Origin of the sequence: Cytobacillus oceanisediminis, assembly GCF_003182355.1 — a bacterium.
Taxonomy (GTDB): Bacteria; Bacillota; Bacilli; order Bacillales; family Cytobacillaceae; genus Cytobacillus; species Cytobacillus oceanisediminis_A.
Window position 1 is genome coordinate 202,855 of sequence record NZ_QGTW01000007.1, and the last position, 17,845, is coordinate 220,699.

The following is a 17,845-nucleotide window of genomic DNA, read 5'->3' on the forward strand; positions in this document are numbered from 1 at the left end:
ATGCCTTCTGTGGAAGATTTTATTTCCGGGTCAAAGGCAACCTGGATTTCATTGATTGTTTCTAATATATCGTCTGCTTCCGGCTCATCCAGAGCCAGTCCAATCTGTGGGCCTCCTCAGCCATAGCCTGCAAAATAAACTCTAATACCGCCCGCATTTTTTTCCTGCAGGACTTGTTTCAGCAGGTCACGAGCTTCGTCTGTAATTTTCAAGACGTTCATCCTTTCTTCTCGGATATTTTCAGTAATTCGCTATAGCCAATTTGCTCGTCATCTAACCATGGAATAACTGAGGTCCTTCGCAAGTTCATTCGTAACCTTTAGAATCCATTCTTTTCATAAGCGGCCGTACCAAGCAAAATTGGGTCTTCGGTATCTGCAGCATAGAAACTTTGATTTATGACCCGCCATTTAGGCGGTATATCCGCCCTTTTCAAATCCTCCTGGAGCCTCGCTGCTTCAAATACAGGGGTTGCTTCTGGAAGTGTAGGAATTACAACCTCTGTTTCTTTATTATTCCTCAATTTAGGCAGCAGCTCTTTTACACTTTCAGGAACTTCACCAGTGGATCTCTCAACTCTTTATGATAAGAATGACCGCATTCAGCAGAAGCTGGATATGTCCGGTTGGTTCCGTATCAATAACCAGCACTTATTCTTTAGCTCTTGCCATACCTCTGCAGAAGCTCTGAACACGTCAATTTCTTCTGTGCATGGGGATTTAAGATCCTGCGATTGCTTCTTCACAACTCTGCCGATACCCTGCTCAGTACCTCTTTACGGTATTTTTCCACTTTATACTTTGGATCGATGCTGCTAATTGTTAAATTGCCAAAACTATGCTCATTGCCAAATATATAGGGCCTTTCCCCATAATAAAATACCATTTTTTTTGCTCTCGTGTAAATCATCCAGTACTGCCTGAAGAGAAGGAATTTCTATTCGATCCTTTTCCTGTATGATTCCCTACTTAGATGGGTTTTTAGTTAAAAGCTTCCTCAATGATTGCGGACCGATCAATGCCCCGGCGAATTAAGGAACTGCGTCTCGGGGTATTTCTGCCAATTTAGCCCTCATGGCAGAAAATAGTGGTTTCGCAGATTTATGTTATTTCTTGATTAATTAAATTTTGGCAGGTTAATCTCCCACTTTTAATATCATTTATCAAGTTTTAATCAACAGCCAGATATACAAGCCTGTTTAGGAAATAAATAAAGCAGGAACTGTTAAAATAATTCACATATAAGTGGTAGGAAAGTCGTATTTGCAATAAACCAATCGTCCAAAAAACGGAATAACCATTGCGTCTTTAAACTTCAAAGGTCTGCCGGAACGGAAGGACATAAAATAAGAGCGGCTCCATCATTCGCATAGAATAAAAAAATAAATCAGTTTTTTTTGATTTATCTAGTTGCACATTGCCACTATTGGAAGTATAATACCATGTATCAAAGGAATTTGATTTAAGGAGGATTCACTATGGACAAAATAATTCCTTTAAAAGATACTTCACTGGATGAAACTTTTTCTAAATATGAAGCGAAATTTAAAGCACTTGCTGATCAAAAGCGCCTCCACATTTTGAATCTTCTGTGCAGACAGGAATCCAGCTGTGTTTGCGATTTAAGCGAGCTTATCGAAATGCCACAGTCCAAACTGAGCTATCACTTAAAGATTCTTCTTGATGCGGGATTAATTCTAAAAGAGACAAAAGGAACATGGAGCTATTATCGAATCAATCAAGAGGAAATTAATCATCTGCTTTCTCCAGAGTTATGTTGCTTATTTAGACCTAGCTGCTGTTAGGTTCTAAATTTTTTAGTTATTACATCAATTTTTTTTGATTTTCCAACTCTGGGGATGCAAGCTGCCAGAGGTCATTTTTTATTAAATCTATTTTCCGTAAATAGCTGGTGATCGCCTTTATTGCTTCTATGATCACCATGTCGACAATAGCTGGATTTATATTTTATCTAGCCTAAACCAAGTTTGATAAATTACTTATCCATTCTTCTATCAAACCTGATTCAAATTGAATATATATAAAAAGTAACGACTAAAACATACTGGAGTGGATGAGAATGCAGAAAGACACCACCCCTAAAGAAAAAACCGGATATCAGTATACTGAACTGGAAGAAATGAAATCAAGCCTTAAAGAACAGGCGGCAGCCGCTGTGTGGATTCAAACAGTTGGTCTTATTGCAGAAGCAATTATTATCTCCAGGCTCCTTGCAATAAGTGAGGAATCAGAAGGAGAAAATAAAATTGTAACGGGTATTTGGATTCAGGCTATTGGACAATTGCTTGAGGCAATTGGAGTAACCAGACAATTAACTACAGAAGATCAGAAATTGCTTTTAATGGCACAAAGAACAACTGTTAATGGTGATTGGCTTCAATCAATTGGTGCTGCAGTGGAAGCTCTTGGAGGAGAACGGGTAATTGCAGTAGAGATGGAGGAAAATGGAGTATCCCTTGTTCCCTGACTTTTCCAAAAAACTTATGTATAAGACAACAAAAAACTGTTCATCCCATCTGAACAGTTTTTTTCTGGCCATATTAATGAGATAAGTGTTCAATAGCCTGTTTTAAGTTCGCGTAGATTGGTATTTCATCAAGCCTTACTCCACTTTCAGCAAATGATTTGCTTAGCTCTGTCCTAATTCCCGTTACAAGCGGAGATACTCCGAGCAATTTGAGGCTCCTTACCAACTTTTGAAGGGTTTCAATCACCAATGGAGTTGCCATGTATACATCTGAAACATCTAAAACGCCTGCTCAGATGTATTTTGCAAAATAGAACTGCTGGATAACTCTTGTATTTTTCCCTGCTCCATGTCTTCATCTCCGTCCAGAATGAGGATTCCCGCTATAGCATTTATAATTTACCCCAAAACGCCAGAATGAAAATAAAATTTTACAATTGAGGGTACTTCCCCCAAACTTATCTCCTTTTTTAATAGAAAACGAATCACAATAAGTTGCGATTCGTCCTCAATTCTTATAGATATTTCCTGTGAATACTTTTCCCATCATAGGTAAAAAGCATGTTTTTGCCTTCGACGATCGTTTCCATATGGACACTGCGGCCCCATAGCTGCTGGACGTAAGGGAGCACCTTTTCAAGATATTTCAGGTCAAGCTCAACGCCTTCAAACCAATGCTTTAAGTAGAGTTCTCCATTTTTCATATAATCACCGTCATTGACTGTCAGATATGGGAAGCCTCCATTTACGCGCATGCTGACAAGCTGATCACGGACATGCTCCCATTGCTTGTCAACAACTTTATAATCCTTGCCCTGCTTTTGGAAAAGATACATATCTTCCCTCATTACAAGATCCTTTGTTAAGTAATTCCGCAAAAAGGAAATGTCCGACTCAATTTCACGTACCTCGAACATCTTCTCACGGCCGGATCCCGGCTCTACACCGTGCCTCTTCATTTCTTCAGTCGGGTTGTCGTATCTTTCTTCAATATCCTCGAAAATTTTAAGGCCAAGATAATATGGATTAATTCCGGTTCTTGACGGCTGCACAACCCCTGCATTCAGTTTGGCAAATTCAAGCGCTTCTGCAGATGTCAAATCCATTTCTCTCAAAATCCGCTGATGCCAATACGAAGCCCAGCCTTCGTTCATGATTTTTGTTTCGAGCTGCGGCCAAAAATAAAGCATTTCTTCCCGCATCATCGTTAGGATATCCCGCTGCCAATCGGTAAGCTCTCTGCTGTAGCTTTCTATGAACAGAAGCAAATCCTTTTCCGGTTTTGGCGGGAACTTTTTTTTCTTCTTTTTGGGCTCAGATTTATTATTTCGTTCATCGAGACCCCATAAATCATCATATGGAGTTGATGCTGATGTATCGCCGCTGCTTTCATATTCATCTTCCATATTCCACGCCAGCTTTGGCCTCATTAGCGATGGGTCGATATGCTCTTCAATAGCGAGCACTGCATCCAGGAAGGTTTCAACCTCTTTCTTTCCAAACTCGATTTCATATTGCCTGATTCTCTCCGCAGTTGCTGCCATGCTTTCCACCATGTCGCGCTTTGTGTTTTGGAATCGGACATTATTTTTAAAGAAATCACAATGAGCTAAGACGTGAGCGACAATTAATTTGTTCTGGATGAGCGAGTTGGAATCAAGCAAAAAGGCGTAACAAGGGTTCGAATTGATCACCAGCTCATAGATTTTCGATAATCCCAAATCGTAATGCAGCTTCATTTTATGGAACTGTTTTCCAAAACTCCAATGTGAAAATCTCGTCGGCATTCCATAAGCGCCAAAAGTATAAATAATTTCCGCAGGACATATCTCATATCGCATTGGGTAATAATCCAAGCCAAAGCCATTTGCAATTTCAGTAATTTCCTGAATGGCATATTCCAGTGATTTATTATTGTCTTCCCGCATTGCCACTCCCCCTTTTAGTCCTTAACATAATCTATGAACAAAACGGGGGATTGATGATTAGTCTCTTTCGAAAGCATGTGTGAAGATTATTAGTTGATATATTAAATAAAGGCTTTGTTAAAATTGTGTGTTGATTTCCGCTGCAGGCACCCGCTTTCCGGTGTCTCCCTTGGGTATGTTTTTCCTGCAGGACTTTGAATAAGCATCCTTGAATAAGGAAATGCGAATGAATTTTCGAGGATCTCAGGCCTTCCTCTCCAATCAACACGGTGCTAAATCAGCAATTAGCATTAACACTGCTAAAATAAAAATAAAGAAAAGCGGGCTTTCTTCATCCCGCTTTCCATCTATTAATGTCCCTAGTCATCAATTTCCACTTTTAACACTTTGCCGGTTGAAGCATCAATATCTACCTCAGTTTTACCTTGGCTTGTACGCAGCTGAATATCATAAATTACATTGCCGTCGTCTTCATCTTTTTCGATTTCTTTAACTATCCCGTTTACTTCCTTTTCTGCTATTTCAATGGCCTTTTTAGTAGAAATTATATTTTTTCCATCCATTTGATTATCATCCTTACCATCTTCATCATCCCAATCTTCATCGGTTGAAATGATTTTTCCAGTTAAAGCATCTATGTGGATGTCATATTCAACTTGCCCATTCTCAATATCGATATCGTAATACTTTTTTCCATTTTCTCTCTCTATTTCAATACTTTCAATCTGTCCATCAGCTGTGGAAAGTGCAATCTTTTGAGCTTCTTCTACTGTAATCAAATCCTGGCTGCTCTCGATTTTATTTGCGCTGTTCATTTTTGTATCAGTATTGGCCGCTCCGGCTGCAACCGCACCGCCTAACAAAACAGCTCCTGCAAAAGAAATCACTAATAATTTTTTATTCATTACTCTTCCTCCTTTTTTCTTCGCTACATAAACAATATAACCTCGGTAGATTAGAGAAAAAGAATAAGAAGATTAGAATTTGATGAGAATTTAGTCATCCCAAGTAACAGACATGACTTCTCCCGTAATTGCATTGATTTGGACAACCGCTTCCCTGCTATCAGCTGTCTCAATTTCCACCAGGTAATAAGAAGCATTTTCCGTGACTTCAAAATCAACACCATCCACTTCTCCCGGTAACTCCTTCAAAGCAATTTGGGCAGCTTCTTTTTCTGTCAGCCTTTTAGAAACAGGCTCTGTTACTATTTGCCGTGTCAAAATTTCACCGCTTAAGGCATCGATAATAATCTTCACCTTCTGATTATCCTCCTGTAAGACAGCTTGAAAAGTTGTTTTTTCATTTTCTGACACCCTTTTTAAAGAAACCAGCTTACCTTTTTCTTCAGCTTGGATTATCTCTATAACTTTTTCTTTCTTTAATGTTTTTTGACCATTGTGGGGAGATATTTCTTCAAATTTCTCAAAAGAAATAATTTCTCCTCTGCTTGCATTTAGCTTTATCCGGTAAATCCCCTGACTCTTCTGCAGCTCGATCCAATAAGAGCCGCTTTCTTTTTTAATATCCAGCACCTCTCCCTGATACCGCTCCTCAATTAAAGCTGTTGCCTCTTTTTCTGTTAAAGGTTCTGAAGTTGACTCACCGCCCAACTGCTTTGCTGCAGCTGCGAGAATAGCGGCTAGAAACAGGCCGCCAACTGCCAAATATATAGGCTTAAACTTCATTTTTTACACCTCTCCACTTTTCTTTAACTCTATTATCCAACAGGAAAATGAGAAAAGGATGGGATTGAATTAAGTTATTTTTAAAAATAGGGTTACAGCCGTTCCTTCACCTTCTGTGCTTTCAAGCTTGATCCGGACTGCGATTGCTTCGGCTATTTCTTTGGCTATTGACAGGCCGATTCCAGAACCGCCTGTTTTTCTATTTCTTGCCTTATCCACCCGGTAAAAACGATCAAATACTTTCGGCAATTCGTCCCCAGGAATGCCTATGCCACGATCCTTTATACGGATATAAGCTTCATATTCCTTTATTCCTGCCGAAACGGTGATAACATCATCACTATACTTCCGGGCATTATCAAAGAAAATAAACAACAATTGCTTCAACTTATTCTCATCAGTTTGAACGAACGTGACACCTTCAATATCCGCTTCTAAATCAATCGTTCTCTTATAGACCTCCCCATATGTCCTGATTATTTGCCGTAAGAAACCTTTAAGATCAATTGATTTTATGTACAGCTTATGTTGTTCATCATGCCTCGCAAGCAACAGCAGCTGCTCTGTCATTTCCCTCATTCTAATCGCTTCCGAATGAATGGCATCAATTGATTCATTAAATAAACTTGGTTCTTTTAAGCCTCTTCTTTTGAGCAAGCTTGAATAACTTTCTATGACTGTTAACGGTGTTTTTAATTCATGCGAAGCATTCGAAACAAACTGTTTTTGTTTTTCGAAATTGGCTTCCAGCAAGTCGATCATATGGTTAAAGGTTTCACCCATCTGATACAGCTCATCTTTCGATTTTCCTTCCAAAGTTAACCGTTTGAATTGTCCGCTTTCCCGTATCTCCCTCATGGTAGTGGTCATTGAGGTAACTGGATTCGTAATAATTTTGCTGAGAAATGCACTTGAAACCAAAACCGGTATCATAGCTAGAAGTGTGACAGACCCTAGAACAATCCGAAGAGTCTTTAATATCCCCGCTGCTGTCTCCATACTCCTTGTTAGCTGCAGGTTGCCAATTGCTCCATCTGGAAGAACGATCGGCACTGATGATAAAACATATAAGCTATTATCCTGTTCTAAGGTACTTATAACTTCCCCATTAAAAAATTCTGCTTGATCTCGGCTGAGTTCTTGTTCATCTGAAGAAGTTACTGCAGAGATCACCTTGCGATCTTCCGCAACGATTCTTACCATTCCATTTACAGGCACAAATGCCCTCAGCAGATCATCTTCCGGAACAGTTCCCATTGATTCATGGGCAATTGCAGTGATTTTATGTATTTCATTCGAAATGGAGGTATATTCATTTTCAAAAATTAGTCTGCTAAAAAAGACATATACAGAGATATTCATTAAAATCAGAAGAAAAGCGAAGAGGACAGAAGTGTATAAATTAATTTTTTTACGAAGGTTCATTTTGTCTCCTTTAGGACATATCCAACACCGCGGATTGTATGGATAAGAGGGGGCATATCAGGCATGTCTATTTTTTTGCGGAGATATCTGATATACACATCAACGACGTTTGTATCTCCCAAGAAGTCATACCCCCACACCGCTTCTAAGATTTGCTCCCTGTTCAAAACCTGCCTTTTATTGCTAAGCAGATAAACCAGCAGATCAAACTCTCTCGGTGTCAGTTCAATTTGCCTATTTCCCCGAATGACTTCTCTTGTCTTCTCATTCAGCTTTAAATTGGCTATAGTAAAACGATCATTGCCTTCTGCCTTTTCAGCCTCAGCCCTGACCCTTAAAGCTGCGCGGATTCTGGCAAGGAGTTCTTCAATTTGGAAGGGCTTTGTAATATAGTCATTTGCACCTAAATCTAAACCGGATACTTTATCCTCTACTGAACTTTTAGCGGTCAGAAGCAAAACTGGCGTTTGTTTATCTTTACTGCGGATTCTGCGGAGAACTTCTATTCCGCTTATACCCGGAAGCATAATATCCAATATAATCAAGTCCCAGCTGCTGCTCCTGTATAAATCCAGAGCATGCGGCCCATCTATTGCTTTTGTAACACTATAGCCCTCAAATTCAAGTTCGATTTCTAAAAGCCTTGCTATTTTTACTTCATCCTCGGCAACTAGAATTGATTCCTTCAATGATTCCACTTCCCCATTTTGAATTATCTATACCTAAAGATTATCAGAATTTTCAAGTTAAATCATTATTAAGGTGAAAGAGGAAAGCTTACTGATCCATCTAAAAAAGCCCCCGAAGGAGCTTACTGCTGAATTTTTTGTTCTGCTGTTAAGCTGACCAGTTTATTATCTTCCAGACTATGGGTCACTTTTACCAGCACGGTTACCGGCTTGCCATCTTCTTTTACTGTGAAAGTAAAGGTATCTGTTACTTCTGTTTCAGATACTTTCTGCCTTCCGCCATACTGGTAATCCACCACTTCTTCTCCTGGGTAATCTTCCTTTACAACCGTGATGGCAATTCGTCCATATTTTTCATAGTCAGGCTTTTGGACTGCTCCTGCCAATGAGCTTCCTCCTGCCAATAAGCATAGCATCATCAGGATTGATAAGATTTGTTTCATGTTAGCCTCCATTCTTTTTGTCATTAGGATTATTTTTCGCTTTGCCAATATTTTTATGTATTCTTTAATTGCGATCCACCGCAAATCATTATACAGGTAAAAGATGATAACCCTTTAAAATCAACAAGTCCAAGATTTACTGCGAAATAAATTTCATCTTCATCGCAAACTAAAATCAACTCCTGAAAGAGGAGGCAAGGACAAATGAATAAAGTGGATTATGATCGTGCGTTATACTATACGCACCGATCTGAATGGGATAACTTGTTAATACTGATGGTCAGGACAGAAGATCAGTTCCTTTCGAAGAAAATTGAACATTTTCTTCATGCTTATAATTTTGAAAAAGACTATACAGTCATTGAGAAACATTTATATTCTTTACTAAGATACATCGACCATGCCAACGAATTATCGGAAGAACAGCTGCCAGATGCTTCTTTTTATGAAATAACTTAAAACCTAAACCAAACGAATTCCACCAATAAAAAAACACGGATCGCAATGATCCGTGTTTTCATTTATCTTCCTTAGTTTATTTCCTGCTTTATCTGCTTATAAGCTTTCATATATACCTGAAGCTCCAGTATGAGCGATTCGACTAAATTGGCCGGGTCTTCATATAGCCCGTCATTTTCATAATCGAAACAGTGGGGATCAAGCACAAGCTGCTTTGGAATGACATTCGCATAAACGCCCCTGCCGGCAATCCTCATATTATTAAGGGCATTAATCCCTCCTTTTCCGCCGCCTGCTACAACGAGCAAACCGACTGGCTTATGGGCAAATTGTTCACTTCCCAGAAAATCGAGGGTATTTTTTAACGCACCACTCATGGCGCTGTGGTATTCAGGGGAAGCTAAAATGACTCCGTCTGATTCTGCAATCTGCTGGCGCAGCTTTTTAACCGCTGGCAGCTGATATTGTTCCTCAGTTCCATTATATAAAGGAATTTCTCCCAGGCTTAAATCAATAAGCTCTGCATTATATTTTCTTGCAATATATCGTGAGGCAATCCCCGTTCTGCCTTTTTGTCTTGGGCTGCCGTTTATAATTGTAAGCTTCATGATAAACTCTCCTTTAAAATACTATCTACTATTAGTATATAGAGCCATGGCGTTTTTAACATCGTCAGTATGAATGAGTTTTCCGATTTTTCTTTAGGACTAATTCAGTAAGTGCTTTGTAAGACTTTAGGATGAGACCTGGTCATTTATTTCCTTCTGCAAGGCCGTTTCGAACTGCGTACAGCGCGGCTTGTGTTCTGTCTGCCAGCTCCAGTTTGGACAGAAGATTGGAGACATGGGTTTTAACTGTTTTTTCAGTTATATAAAGAGATGAAGCAATCTCTTTATTGCTTTTTCCTTTAGCAATTTCCCCCAGAACCTCCATCTCCCTTTTTGTAAGCTCATCAATCGGTTTTCTTTCTGTACTGTTTTTATTCGTTAAATGTGTGAGCAAATGGGAGGTTGCTTTCGGATGAAGCTGATTCTCCCCTTTCATAAGCTGCATAATAGCCTGAACCAGACCATCAGGCTCAATGTCTTTAAGCTGATACCCCGAAGCTCCTGCTTCAATAGCCGGGATAACATGATCTTGATCAGAAAAGCTTGTCAGAATCATGATTTTCACATCGGGATACTTCTTTTTAATCTCCCGTGTTGCTTCTATTCCGTTCATAACAGGCATATCCAAATCCATTAGTACGACATCAGGCTTATTTGTTTTAATTAATTCCACAGCTTCAAGACCGTTTTTTGCCTCGCCGGCAATTTCTATTTCCGGCTGTGTTTTTAGAAAAAAAACTAGCCCTCTCCTTACTACATGATGATCGTCCGCAATTAAAACCCGAATGGCCATTTATTTCCCTCCCTTTTTAAATGGAATCATAATTTCGATTTTCGTTCCTTCATCAGGTCCTGTGTCTAACACAAAAGTTCCATTTAATGCTTCAGCCCGGTTTTTCATGCTTTTCAGGCCAAGCGAAGGGATTTCGTTGTTCCAGCTGTAATGAAAACCCCTGCCACAATCGGAAATCACCATTATTACTTTTTCGTCTTCCACTGTCAGCGTTATCTCTGCTGTTGACTGGCCTGAATGTTTCTTGCAATTGGCCAATGCTTCCTGTCCAATTCGCCAAAGTGTCTCTTCTACTTTTCCAGGCAGGGAAATGACGCCGTTAACTTTTGATGTAAGCTTGAGGCCAAGCATTTGGCTGTAGCCCTGCATGGCACAGATAATGCCATTTTCAAGCCCCCTCGGTTTCAGCTGCCATATTAGCGCCCTCATCTCGCTCAAAGCTTCCTGGGCAAGGTCCTGCATGTAGGAGAAGGTCTCCTTTACTTCGGAATCCCTAGCCATCTCGGCTCCTCCCCTTGCTGTTAAGCTTAAGGAAAATAGGAGCTGGTTCACTGAATCATGAAGATCTCGAGCCAGCCTGTTCCTTTCTCCTGCAAGGGCTGTTTCCTGCTCAAGCTGTGTAAGTTTAATTCTTTTTAGAGCTGTTCCTATTTGAAAAGCAATGGATTCCAACAATGCTAGCTCCTCGGGCTCAAAATGCGTTTTTTCGGGTGAGCCAATATTAAGGATTCCAAACTTTTCATCACCCGCTCTAAGCGGAACGGAAGCATGATGGGTAAGTCCATTTGTATCATTTCTTTGCACGGCAATTGCATCTTCTATCCTTTTGCATTCAATGATGTTGGAAGCCTTATTTAATCTGCCGTCATTATACCGGTCGATACACCAGCAGCCGCCTCTGCACATGGGTTTAAAGCTATTCCTTGAAAGAGCCGGGGGTAATTTTTCCTCCGCAGCCAGACGGAATTCACCTTGATCATCAATAAGAAACACCCAGCCGGTATCAAGGCCGGTAATATGGAGCAATTTTTGAAGTACCTCTTTTAGGAGGGCATCAATTTCGGTTCCTTCATTTAAAAGTTCCGCGATTTCTTTTAAGATTCTGATTTCAGATTGCCTCTTTTCCCCTGCCACCCTTATCCCCCTTTTGAAAAGATTGAATATGTTCTTATATTATATAACTTCTTTTCCTCCCCTTCCTTGGCAATTGGAAGGAAGTATTCTACGACTAAAGTTGTACCTTTACAAATAAATAAAGGCAATGTTAAATCAGATTGTTGATTTTGGCACCCTGCAGATTGGAGCAGAAGGCGCGAGATCCTCCAAAAAGCATTCACATTTTCTTCGTGCATTGCTTATTCAAGGATGCTGATTCAATGTCCTGCAGGAAAGCGAGTCAAAGGGTGACTCCACAGGCGACATGAACCAGGGAGCTTCGGACCGCCCTCGGTTCGCTGAGTTCCAGAGCGGAAATCAACATTTTAACAGAGCCAAAATAAAACACCGAAGAGGAAGCCTCTGCGGTGCAGTATTTTATGCGATTGGATAGTCCTGAACAAAAGGATGAAGAACGATCTCATCAATCATCATATGCTTAGGCGCAGAAGCCATATAAACAACGGCATTTGCAATATCCTCAACCTTCAGCCAATCCTTTTTCTCTTCAAGCCCCTGCTCGGATTCCGCAAAATATGTATCTACCATGCCAGGGTTTATGGTCCCGACACGGATGCCGTATTTCCTTACCTCCTGAGCCAAAGAACCCGAAAAGCCTTGAACAGCATATTTTGTTGCAGTATAGGCTGATCCATTTGGGATCGTATATCGGGCCACATCTGAAGAAATGGTAATAATCGTACCGGATTTCTGTTCTTTCATATAAGGCAGAACAGATTTACTGCCGAGAAATACTCCCTGGACATTAACTTCGAAGACTTTTTTCCATTCTTCAAGGGTGGTTTCATCAACCTGCTTAAAGAAGCCTACACCTGCATTGTTTACAAGCAGATCAATTTGTTTGTATTCCTGAAGTGTTCTTTCGACAACTTCCTTTACTTGAGATTCATTTGATATATCCGCCTGTATCGGCAGTACATCGGCAAAACCTTTTCTTTTTATATCATCAGCAGATTTATGGATATCCTCTGAGCTTCCAATTACAGAGAGCTTCATCCCCTGCTCAGCCAGCTTGATAGCAATCCCTTTTCCGATTCCTCTTGAAGCACCTGTTACGATTGCTACTTGTCCTTTTAACATCATATCTTCCTTTCAGCATTATGCATATCTGGATGTTTTTGTTAACTAATTACTTTGCAAGAGATGAATTGCCCATTCGTTCTTCTACGATTTCCATAAACGCTTTTTCAACAGATTGGAGCTTTTGCTTGCTTTCATCCAAAGAAGAAGCGTTAATGCCAAAATAGAATTTTATCTTCGGCTCTGTTCCTGAAGGCCTTAGGCAGATCCATGTACCATCTTCAAAGAAATATTTAATGACATTTGATTTTGGCAGATCAATACTTTTTTCAACTCCGCCGGTTTCCATCCTGATTCCTGTTAAATAATCTTCTACAGCCTGGACCTTCTTGCTTCCCAGCTCTTTAAGCGGGTTGGCACGGAAGGAAGCAAGAGTCTGCTGAATCTGTTCTGCTCCTTCAATCCCTTTTAAAGTCACGGAGCGTAAACCTTCAAGGAAGTATCCATACTTGTCAAAAAGGTTGAGAAGCGCGTCGTAGAGAGACATGCCTTTCTTTTTATAAAAAGCCGCCATTTCTGCTGCAAGCAAAGCTGCCTGAACCGCATCTTTATCTCTGGCGAAATCACCAATTAAATAGCCATAGCTTTCTTCATATCCAAACAGGAATTCATATTTGCCCGACTCTTCATATTCCTTGATTTTCTCGGCGATAAACTTAAAGCCGGTCAGGACATCAATGGTTTCAACTCCAAAAGATGAGGCAACCCTGCGGCCAAATTCAGAAGTAACTATGGTTTTAAGCATGATGCCATTGGCAGGAAGAGTATTCTTTTCCTTTTTCTGCGATAAAATATAGTGCAGCAGCAGGGCGCCAGTCTGATTGCCTGTCAAAAGAACATATTCTCCATCTTTGTTTCTGGCAGCAATGCCAAGGCGGTCTGCATCAGGATCTGTCGCAATTAAAATATCCGCATCGGTTTCTTTCCCATCCCTCATAGCAAGTTCAAATGCTGATGTTTCTTCAGGATTAGGGCTTTTTACGGTGGAAAATTGCGGATCTGGCAGCTCCTGTTCCTTTACTACATGGACATTTTTATAATTTAATGCTGATAAAGCCTCTCTTACTGGCTTGTTGGCTGTTCCGTGAAGCGGCGTAAAAACGATGTTTAAATCGGTTTCATCACCAATCGAAGGGTTCTCGGATATTGTGAACAGCTGCTGCTGATAGGCTTGATCAACCGTCTTGCCAATCATGGTGATTAGCCCTTTTTCCTTTAACTCCTCCTCATCCATTATTTCGATCATCAGTTCATTTTCTATTTCATTTACTTTGCTGATGACAATATCCGCTTCTGCAGGCGGAAGCTGTGCACCGTCGGAACCATATACCTTATATCCATTATATTCAGGCGGATTATGGCTCGCTGTAATGACAATTCCCGCGTAGGCATACAAATATCGAACTGCAAATGATAATTCTGGAGTAGGGCGCAATTCCTCAAACACATATGTCTGAATACCCCTTGAAGCAAGGGTTTTCGCAGCCTCCATGGCGAATTCTGGAGACATATGGCGGGAATCATATGCGATCGCTACTCCCCTGTTCTTTGCTTCCAAACCATTTTCTTCTATGTACGCGGCCAGTCCCGCAGATGCTTTCCGGACTGTATATAAATTCATGCGGTTTGTTCCAGGCCCAATTTCGCCTCTCATACCGCCTGTACCGAATTCCAGCCCTTTATAAAATGCCTCTTCTAGGAGTTTTTCATCTCCCTGCAGGCTTTGCAGCTGTTTTAGTAATTCGCTGTCCAAATTTTCATGATTAACCCATCTTTCTGCAGCTGTTTTCCATTCCATCGTTTGACCTCCCAATTCTGCCTTCTATTACCCTTTTCGATTTAAAAATTGATTTTCCTCTCAAAAACATCCGTGTTATTTTGACAAATTTCACGCTTTACAGTATGTATGGATTGATTTTAGGATAACTCTCTAAGAGAATAAGAAAAGCAGCTAAAGCCCCGTGCTTTTGCCGCTTCTCTTCTATGTTACTTTTTATATTTAATGCTGTAAATATCATGGCGGCGGTCCTTTAATTGGCGGACAGTTCCATCCTGCCTTTGGCGCCTTAGTATTTCAAGATCTACATCCCCAATCAGCACCATTTCAATATTGGGATTGGTTTCACCTACTACACCATCTCTTGCAAATTCAAAGTCTGATGGAGCAAAAATCCCTGACTGTGCATATTGAATATCCATGTTTTCCGTTTGCGGCAAATTGCCGACAGTCCCGGATATAACTGTATAAATCTGGTTTTCAACTGCTCTTGCCTGGGCACAGTACCGGACCCGTAAGTAGCCTTGACGGTCTTCTGTACAGAAAGGCGTAAAAATGATTTTTGCTCCTTTATCTGTCGCAATTCTCGCAAGCTCCGGAAATTCAATATCATAACAAATTTGAATGGCTATTTTTCCGCAATCGGTGTCGAATACCTTCACTTCGTCACCGCGGCTTATCCCCCACCATTTACGCTCGTTTGGAGTAATATGGAGCTTGTATTGCTTTTCGATTGTTCCATCGCGGCGGAAAAGATAAGCAATGTTATAAATCTCATCATCGTCCTCTTTTACGAAGTGGGAGCCGCCGATAATATTAATATTATACCTGACAGCCAAATCCGTAAATAACTCGATATATTCCTCTGTATACTCAGTCAGCTTACGGACTGCCAGGCTCGGCGAACGCTCATCCAAAAAGGACATGAGCTGGGTTGTGAAAATCTCCGGAAATACCGCAAAATCCGATCCGGCATCTGAAGCGACATCAGTGAAATATTCTACCTGGTGGGCAAATTCATCAAAGGAATTAATCTGCCTCATCAAGTACTGCACCACGCAAATACGGACAGGATAGCTCGTTTTATAAAAACGTTTTGACATTGGGCGGTAGTCAACATTATTCCATTCCATCAATGTAGCATATTTATTTGACTGCACATCATCAGGCAAATAGTTTGGATTAATCCTCATCAAGGTGAATCCATTTAGCAGCTGAAAGGATAAAACAGGATCATAAATTTTATGGAGAGATACTTCGTTTACATATTCCCTTGGACTCATTTCATTGGCATATTTATGATAGTTCGGTATACGCCCGCCGATTATTATGCTTTTTAAATTCAGTGCCCTTACAAGTTCCTTCCTTTCCTCGTAAAGGCGATGGCCGATTTTCATTCTTCTGTAATCCGGATGCACCATTACCTCTATTCCATATAGGTTATAGCCTTCCGGGTTATGGTTGGTTATGTACCCTTTATCTGTCACATCATCCCAGGAATGGCGATCATCATATTCATCAAAGTTAATAATCAGGCTCGAACAGGAGCCAATAATTTCTCCATCATATTCTGCAACAAACTGGCCCTCCGGAAAAATCTCAAGATGGCTTTCCAAATGCTCTCGTTTCCATGGGTCCATTCCTGGAAAGCAAACCTCCTGAAGGGCAATGATATGATCAATATCTGTATGCCGGGTATTCCGGATAATCATTTTTTTCTCGAATTTCGTCAAATCTAGCTTTGTCAATGATGGTGCACTCCTTTTGGTAAGTAATAAATAAATTATCCCGAGTGCTGACCCCAAGGTTCAACATCTCCAGTGATATACAGTTCCTTTCCCTTTTTTACAGCATTCATAACGCCCTCTGAAATTTCTTTGTTCGTAAGCCATCTGGATCGCCCCTTTTCCATCCTAAAGCAAAGGATGACACGATTCCATTTCAGCTTATTGATTGATTCTAATTGGAATCCTTCTCTTGAAGCATGGCTTCCTTTTACTTCGTAAAGCTGGACAGGATTGTCCGATTTGCCCAGCCAGGATTTCAGCCATTCAAAGCTTTCCATTGCATCATTCGCATCCAGCAGATGCAGAGATTAACAGAGCCCCGTTAATAATTAAAGCATGCTTTGCCACTTGCTCACCTCTTATCTTACGTATTTTCCTTCCTATATATTTCTATACAGATGATCGATATCTTTTTAAATTCTATTTTTTTTCGATGAATTCCACTGAATTATTCTATGTGAATGATTTTAGCAATTTCTAAATAAGGTCTGCGCAAGTTGATTTACATTGTATGGCCAATAGCTTTATAATTTTTAGAGTACATATAACTTAAGGAGATCACTATGGAGACAAAACAAAAAGACCGGCGGGAGAATTTGCTGTTTACTGCTTGGGCAGTATCTATACTGGCAATGTTCGGCAGCCTATATTTTTCGGAAATTAGGCAGTATGAGCCCTGCGAGCTTTGCTGGTATCAAAGAATTATGATGTATCCTTTTGCTGTTATACTTGGATTGGCTGTAATAAAGAAGGATTATCGGATCAGCCTTTATACGATGGTTTTATCGGCAGTTGGAGCAGGTACTTCCATCTACCATTATTCCATTCAAAAAATATCCTTTATGGCGGATCATGCTGCAACGTGCGGGAGAGTTCCATGTACAGGCCAATATATTAACTGGTTTGGATTTATTACGATTCCGTTTTTGGCTTTAATAGCTTTCATTATTATTTTTATTTGCAGTTATCTTGTCTGGAAGAACTCAAAGGAGGAGGCATAAAATGAAAAAAGTCATTATTTTTCTCGCTGTGATCATTGCATTATTCGCAGCTGTAGGAATTCTAACCAAAATGCAAAATGAAGAAAAGGTTTCAGAGGACAACCCATATGGCAAGGATACCCTTCATCCTGAAACGGTCGCACAGCTTGATGACCCGAACTACCAAAATATTATCCTCCCTGGGAAACTTGAGGAAAAATTAAACAATAAGGAAGATGTAACAGTCTATTTCCATAGCCCTACTTGCCCGCATTGCCAGAGGACAACTCCTGTAGTGGCTCCGCTTGCAGAAGATATGGATATCGATCTTGTCCAATTCAATCTGCTTGAGTTTGAAGACGGCTGGGACGATTATGGAATTACGGAAACTCCGACAATCGTACAATACAAAGACGGCAAAGAAGTAAAGAGGATTACAGGCTATCAGGAAAAAGCGGTGTTTGAACAGTGGTTTAATGAGAATACAAAATAAAACCGGAAGCACTGACCAGCATTTCCGTTAAT

General features: G+C 40.4%; 20 protein-coding genes. 5 read left to right on the forward strand and 15 right to left on the reverse strand.

Annotated features, from left to right (window positions below):
* Positions 1-319 precede the first annotated feature (319 nt).
* A complete protein-coding gene (locus DFO73_RS14810) occupies positions 320-523 on the reverse strand; it encodes a hypothetical protein (protein WP_110065520.1) in 204 nt (67 codons plus the stop codon).
* 954 nt (positions 524-1,477) lie between these two features.
* Between DFO73_RS14810 and DFO73_RS14815 the strand changes: the two genes are divergently transcribed.
* Together DFO73_RS14815 and DFO73_RS14820 are read left to right on the forward strand one after the other, a co-directional pair.
* Positions 1,478-1,804 (forward strand): ArsR/SmtB family transcription factor, encoded by a 327-nt coding sequence (locus DFO73_RS14815; protein WP_110065521.1) that lies wholly within the window; start codon positions 1,478-1,480, stop codon positions 1,802-1,804.
* A 275-nt stretch (positions 1,805-2,079) separates the two neighbouring features.
* Entirely contained in the window at positions 2,080-2,487 is a 408-nt protein-coding gene (locus DFO73_RS14820; protein ID WP_110065522.1) for a hypothetical protein, read from the forward strand.
* A 73-nt stretch (positions 2,488-2,560) separates the two neighbouring features.
* Here the strand turns inward: DFO73_RS14820 and DFO73_RS29370 are convergent, their stop codons facing one another.
* The 7 genes from DFO73_RS29370 to DFO73_RS14855 all read right to left on the reverse strand — a co-directional run bounded on the left by DFO73_RS29370 (position 2,561) and on the right by DFO73_RS14855 (position 8,660).
* Positions 2,561-2,695 (reverse strand): hypothetical protein, encoded by a 135-nt coding sequence (locus DFO73_RS29370; protein WP_258309498.1) that lies wholly within the window; start codon positions 2,693-2,695, stop codon positions 2,561-2,563.
* A gap of 307 nt (positions 2,696-3,002) precedes the next feature.
* Positions 3,003-4,415, reverse strand: a complete 1,413-nt coding sequence (locus DFO73_RS14830; RefSeq protein ID WP_110065524.1) for a SpoVR family protein — start codon at positions 4,413-4,415, stop codon at positions 3,003-3,005.
* Positions 4,416-4,774: 359 nt separating this feature from the next.
* Positions 4,775-5,320: a PepSY domain-containing protein gene (locus DFO73_RS14835; protein WP_110065525.1), complete on the reverse strand. Its 546-nt coding sequence runs from the start codon at positions 5,318-5,320 to the stop codon at positions 4,775-4,777.
* A gap of 90 nt (positions 5,321-5,410) precedes the next feature.
* A complete protein-coding gene (locus DFO73_RS14840) occupies positions 5,411-6,103 on the reverse strand; it encodes a PepSY domain-containing protein (RefSeq protein WP_110065526.1) in 693 nt (230 codons plus the stop codon).
* Between the two features lie 69 nt (positions 6,104-6,172).
* The gene (locus DFO73_RS14845) at positions 6,173-7,528 is read right to left on the reverse strand and encodes a sensor histidine kinase (RefSeq protein ID WP_110065527.1); all 1,356 of its coding nucleotides are present in this window, start codon (positions 7,526-7,528) and stop codon (positions 6,173-6,175) included.
* On the reverse strand, positions 7,525-8,217 hold the full coding sequence (locus tag DFO73_RS14850; RefSeq protein ID WP_110065528.1) for a response regulator transcription factor: 693 nt from the start codon (positions 8,215-8,217) through the stop codon (positions 7,525-7,527). The genes DFO73_RS14845 and DFO73_RS14850 overlap by 4 nt, the downstream gene beginning before the upstream one ends.
* A gap of 122 nt (positions 8,218-8,339) precedes the next feature.
* On the reverse strand, positions 8,340-8,660 hold the full coding sequence (locus tag DFO73_RS14855; protein ID WP_110065529.1) for a DUF3889 domain-containing protein: 321 nt from the start codon (positions 8,658-8,660) through the stop codon (positions 8,340-8,342).
* A 204-nt stretch (positions 8,661-8,864) separates the two neighbouring features.
* On the opposite strand from DFO73_RS14855, the gene DFO73_RS14860 reads away from it, so the two are divergent.
* Positions 8,865-9,119 carry a YhdB family protein gene (locus tag DFO73_RS14860; protein WP_110065530.1) on the forward strand — a complete coding sequence of 85 codons (255 nt, stop codon included), beginning with the start codon at positions 8,865-8,867 and terminating at the stop codon, positions 9,117-9,119.
* A gap of 71 nt (positions 9,120-9,190) precedes the next feature.
* Here DFO73_RS14860 and DFO73_RS14865 read toward each other — a convergent pair whose 3' ends face one another.
* The 7 genes from DFO73_RS14865 to DFO73_RS14900 all read right to left on the reverse strand — a co-directional run bounded on the left by DFO73_RS14865 (position 9,191) and on the right by DFO73_RS14900 (position 16,618).
* On the reverse strand, positions 9,191-9,727 hold the full coding sequence (locus tag DFO73_RS14865; protein ID WP_110065531.1) for an NADPH-dependent FMN reductase: 537 nt from the start codon (positions 9,725-9,727) through the stop codon (positions 9,191-9,193).
* 142 nt (positions 9,728-9,869) lie between these two features.
* On the reverse strand, positions 9,870-10,520 hold the full coding sequence (locus tag DFO73_RS14870) for a response regulator (RefSeq protein ID WP_110065532.1): 651 nt from the start codon (positions 10,518-10,520) through the stop codon (positions 9,870-9,872).
* Positions 10,521-11,654: a GAF domain-containing sensor histidine kinase gene (locus DFO73_RS14875; protein WP_110065533.1), complete on the reverse strand. Its 1,134-nt coding sequence runs from the start codon at positions 11,652-11,654 to the stop codon at positions 10,521-10,523. It lies immediately after the preceding gene.
* Positions 11,655-12,053: 399 nt separating this feature from the next.
* Positions 12,054-12,776: an SDR family oxidoreductase gene (locus tag DFO73_RS14885; protein WP_110065535.1), complete on the reverse strand. Its 723-nt coding sequence runs from the start codon at positions 12,774-12,776 to the stop codon at positions 12,054-12,056.
* 49 nt (positions 12,777-12,825) lie between these two features.
* Positions 12,826-14,574, reverse strand: coding sequence for a phospho-sugar mutase (locus DFO73_RS14890; RefSeq protein WP_110065536.1), 1,749 nt, complete (start codon positions 14,572-14,574; stop codon positions 12,826-12,828).
* Between the two features lie 188 nt (positions 14,575-14,762).
* On the reverse strand, positions 14,763-16,265 hold the full coding sequence (locus DFO73_RS14895; RefSeq protein WP_110065590.1) for a bifunctional GNAT family N-acetyltransferase/carbon-nitrogen hydrolase family protein: 1,503 nt from the start codon (positions 16,263-16,265) through the stop codon (positions 14,763-14,765).
* Positions 16,266-16,336: 71 nt separating this feature from the next.
* The gene (locus DFO73_RS14900) at positions 16,337-16,618 is read right to left on the reverse strand and encodes a hypothetical protein (protein ID WP_110065537.1); all 282 of its coding nucleotides are present in this window, start codon (positions 16,616-16,618) and stop codon (positions 16,337-16,339) included.
* 285 nt (positions 16,619-16,903) lie between these two features.
* Here DFO73_RS14900 and DFO73_RS14905 point away from each other — a divergent pair, with 285 nt between their 5' ends.
* Together DFO73_RS14905 and DFO73_RS14910 are read left to right on the forward strand one after the other, a co-directional pair.
* Entirely contained in the window at positions 16,904-17,341 is a 438-nt protein-coding gene (locus tag DFO73_RS14905; protein WP_110065538.1) for a disulfide oxidoreductase, read from the forward strand.
* Position 17,342: 1 nt separating this feature from the next.
* Entirely contained in the window at positions 17,343-17,813 is a 471-nt protein-coding gene (locus tag DFO73_RS14910; protein ID WP_110065539.1) for a thioredoxin family protein, read from the forward strand.
* Positions 17,814-17,845: the final 32 nt, after the last annotated feature.

Excerpts from the sequence above, each read along its gene's own strand:
- DFO73_RS14840 (WP_110065526.1), bottom strand. The coding sequence starts at position 6,103 with ATGAAGTTTAAGCCTATATATTTGGCAGTTGGCGGCCTGTTTCTAGCC.
- DFO73_RS14820 (WP_110065522.1), top strand. The coding sequence starts at position 2,080 with ATGCAGAAAGACACCACCCCTAAAGAAAAAACCGGATATCAGTATACT.
- DFO73_RS14860 (WP_110065530.1), top strand. The coding sequence starts at position 8,865 with ATGAATAAAGTGGATTATGATCGTGCGTTATACTATACGCACCGATCT.
- DFO73_RS14895 (WP_110065590.1), bottom strand. The coding sequence starts at position 16,265 with ATGATTATCCGGAATACCCGGCATACAGATATTGATCATATCATTGCC.
- DFO73_RS14905 (WP_110065538.1), top strand. The coding sequence starts at position 16,904 with ATGGAGACAAAACAAAAAGACCGGCGGGAGAATTTGCTGTTTACTGCT.
- DFO73_RS14865 (WP_110065531.1), bottom strand. The coding sequence starts at position 9,727 with ATGAAGCTTACAATTATAAACGGCAGCCCAAGACAAAAAGGCAGAACG.
- DFO73_RS14855 (WP_110065529.1), bottom strand. The coding sequence starts at position 8,660 with ATGAAACAAATCTTATCAATCCTGATGATGCTATGCTTATTGGCAGGA.
- DFO73_RS14890 (WP_110065536.1), bottom strand. The coding sequence starts at position 14,574 with ATGGAATGGAAAACAGCTGCAGAAAGATGGGTTAATCATGAAAATTTG.
- DFO73_RS14870 (WP_110065532.1), bottom strand. The coding sequence starts at position 10,520 with ATGGCCATTCGGGTTTTAATTGCGGACGATCATCATGTAGTAAGGAGA.
- DFO73_RS14885 (WP_110065535.1), bottom strand. The coding sequence starts at position 12,776 with ATGTTAAAAGGACAAGTAGCAATCGTAACAGGTGCTTCAAGAGGAATC.
- DFO73_RS14845 (WP_110065527.1), bottom strand. The coding sequence starts at position 7,528 with ATGAACCTTCGTAAAAAAATTAATTTATACACTTCTGTCCTCTTCGCT.
- DFO73_RS14910 (WP_110065539.1), top strand. The coding sequence starts at position 17,343 with ATGAAAAAAGTCATTATTTTTCTCGCTGTGATCATTGCATTATTCGCA.
- DFO73_RS14815 (WP_110065521.1), top strand. The coding sequence starts at position 1,478 with ATGGACAAAATAATTCCTTTAAAAGATACTTCACTGGATGAAACTTTT.
- DFO73_RS14830 (WP_110065524.1), bottom strand. The coding sequence starts at position 4,415 with ATGCGGGAAGACAATAATAAATCACTGGAATATGCCATTCAGGAAATT.
- DFO73_RS14835 (WP_110065525.1), bottom strand. The coding sequence starts at position 5,320 with ATGAATAAAAAATTATTAGTGATTTCTTTTGCAGGAGCTGTTTTGTTA.
- DFO73_RS14900 (WP_110065537.1), bottom strand. The coding sequence starts at position 16,618 with ATGGAAAGCTTTGAATGGCTGAAATCCTGGCTGGGCAAATCGGACAAT.